The organism is Geminicoccus flavidas (assembly GCF_009806515.1).
GTDB lineage: Bacteria > Pseudomonadota > Alphaproteobacteria > Geminicoccales > Geminicoccaceae > Geminicoccus > Geminicoccus flavidus.
Genome location: NZ_WUJP01000072.1, coordinates 1 through 2,534, shown reverse-complemented (window position 1 = coordinate 2,534; position 2,534 = coordinate 1). Strand labels below are relative to the sequence as shown.

Sequence of the window (2,534 nt, the reverse complement as noted above, 5' to 3'; positions counted from 1 at the left end):
CGCCGGCCGTGCCGATGGCGCCATAGACCCCGCGCGAGCCGGACGAAGGTGCCGTGACGATGCAGGCCGCCTGCGAGTCGAAGCCCTGCGGGATCTGCACCATCAGCGTGACCCGGTCGCCATGGCGGTCGGTCGCGAGCGTCAGGTACTCCACGCCATGGATCCTGCCGGTCGCATCGGCCGCCGTGGGTCCCACCCATGGGCCGTAGAGCCGGCCATACCCGCCGCCTGAGCTGGTATCGACGAGGGCGCGGTAATTGTTGAAGATGGCGGCAGTGCGCAGCGATTCCGGATCGGCCAAGTCGACCGGCACCGGGGTGGGATCGGCCAGGCGCGCGGCACCCAGCCCGCCGGTCAGCAGGTCGTTGCCGCCGGGCTCTAGGTAGCGCGACACCACCACCTCGCCCCAACCCTGCCGGGGCGGCTGGTGGCCCCGCTCGCCCGCGACCGCGCCGCTGCCGGCCAGCGCGATCAGCGTCGCTGCCAGCCATCCGTCCATGCTCCGCACGCCGCGTCTCCCTTCGCCACCCGAGGCCGCTGGTCCGGGCGGCCGGCAGCCGCCACGATCCGATGATCCGGAAGTGCATACGACGAACGGCCACAGTTGCGAAGCTTCTCCGGGAAGGGACCGGTCAGCCGGCCAGTTCCTGCACCTGTCCGGTGGCGGCGCTGCGATAGGCGGCATCGACCAGGCGGAGCGTCTGCAGATTGTCCCGCCCGGAGGTCTGCGGCTCGGTACCGCTCGTCAGGCACTCGACCCAGTGCCGCTGGATCGCCTGCACGCTCTCCTGGATGTTGTGCCAGGGCCGCTCGGCCCAGGGCAGCAGGGCAGGCGACACGTCCAGCTCGCGCGTGCCGCCCGGGCCATGCACGGTCAGCCGGTAGCCCTCGACCAGCCGCAGGCTGCCCTGATCGCCGTCCACCTCGACCAGGGTCTGCGGGAACGGCTCGACCGGCAGCCTCGTGGCATAGGAGCAGTCGACCACGCTTGTGGCCTGCCCGTGGCCCAGCAGCATGGTGGCCACGTCCTCGCCCCTGATCCTCGGGTTCACCCGCTGGATGCGGCAGGCGATGCTGCTGGCTTCGCCCATCACGAAGCGGGCGATGTCCAGGATGTGGATGCCCAGGTCCTCGATGATGAAGCGCTCGCCCTCGACGAGATAGGGCTGGCCGCTAAAGACGTCGAACCCGGAGCGGAAGGCGAAGCGGCCGAAGAACGGCCGGCCGATGGCACCCTCGTCGATCACCCGGCGCACCGCCTGGATCGGGGTCTGCCAGCGGAAGTTCTCGTGCACCATCAAGGGCACGGCGGCCTTCGCACAGGCTGCCACCATGGCCTCGGCATCGCCCAGCTCGATCGCGAACGGCTTCTGGCAGATCACCGCACGGCCGTGGGCGGCGGCGAGTTCTACCAGCGGCCGGTGCGTGGGCGCGGTGGTCGCGATGTCGACGAAGTCCAGCGCTTCGTTCGCCAGCATCTTTGCAGCATCGGTGTAGCGCCGGCCGATGCCGAACCGCTCGCCGGCCGCTTCCAGGCGGCCAGCATCCCGGTCGCAGATCGCGACGATCTCGACCCCGTCCAGGTCCTGCCAGGCATGAAGCTGGTTCTGGGCGAAGAACCCGCAGCCGATCAGTCCACCCTTGAGCATCCTACCTCCCTCGGCAAGGCGAGCCCGGACCACGCGTGCCTGGTCGTGGCGAGAATGCTGCGGAGGCGGCTCCCCCCCCGGTCCGCCTCCGCAGCAAGACGACGGCCTCGAGCCTGGCCGCGTGTCGGCATGGATTCGTCTCGGGCGCCCAGGCCCGCCTCGCACGGTGCTCAAGTGATCCGGCGGATGCTCGCCATGATCTCGTCGGGCTCGAACACCCGCTTCCAGTCGTCCTTCATCAGCACGGGCTTGCCGAACTCGATCGCCTTGTTGCAGGCGTCCGAGAACACGCCGTCGACCTCCTTGAAGATCACCGAGCCCAGCACGTTCATGTGGCCGAGCAGGAAGTCGCGCGCCGCCTCGGCGGGCACGCCGCGGGCGATCGCCTCTTCCATCGCCTCGCGCATCACCACCAGCAGCGTGGCGCAGACCGTCTCGGACAGGCCCGGCTCCAGGATCGCCATCTGCTCGACGGTCACCCGGTGCGAGCGCATCACCGGCTTCCAGATGGTCTTCGCCACCGCCTCGCCGACCGCGTAATGCTCCTCGGGACCCTGCATTAGGGCGTTGACGATGTGCTGCTTGGCGGCAACCCCGCCGAAATGATCCTTCTTCGCCGCCGGGTTGGTCTCGTCGTTGAAGATCGGCGGGTGGCAGGGATGAGTCACGAAATAGGTGATGTCGTCGCGCTTGGGCAGGTGTCCGGCATGGGGTGCCGCGGCATCCAGGATCACCACGATCGTGCCGGGCTCGAGCTTGTCGACGATGCCGCTCGCGACCTTGCCGATCAGCGTGTCGGGCACCGCCAGGATCACGACCTCGGCGCCATCCAGCGCCTCGTCCGCGCCCACCGGCACCACGCCCAGCTCGTCCTTCAGCCGCGCC

3 protein-coding genes are annotated in these 2,534 nt (G+C 69.6%); all 3 read right to left on the bottom strand.

Annotation, left to right across the window (positions count from 1 at the left end):
* The coding region (locus EQG76_RS01910; protein WP_235031158.1) for a D-(-)-3-hydroxybutyrate oligomer hydrolase at positions 1-499 on the bottom strand (499 nt) is incomplete at its 3' end.
* A 133-nt stretch (positions 500-632) separates the two neighbouring features.
* A complete protein-coding gene (locus EQG76_RS01905) occupies positions 633-1,649 on the bottom strand; it encodes a Gfo/Idh/MocA family protein (RefSeq protein WP_159710107.1) in 1,017 nt (338 codons plus the stop codon).
* Between the two features lie 170 nt (positions 1,650-1,819).
* Positions 1,820-2,534: phosphogluconate dehydrogenase C-terminal domain-containing protein (locus EQG76_RS01900; protein WP_159710105.1), on the bottom strand; the 715-nt coding region annotated here is incomplete at its 5' end.

Excerpts from the sequence above, each read along its gene's own strand:
- EQG76_RS01905 (WP_159710107.1), bottom strand. The coding sequence starts at position 1,649 with ATGCTCAAGGGTGGACTGATCGGCTGCGGGTTCTTCGCCCAGAACCAG.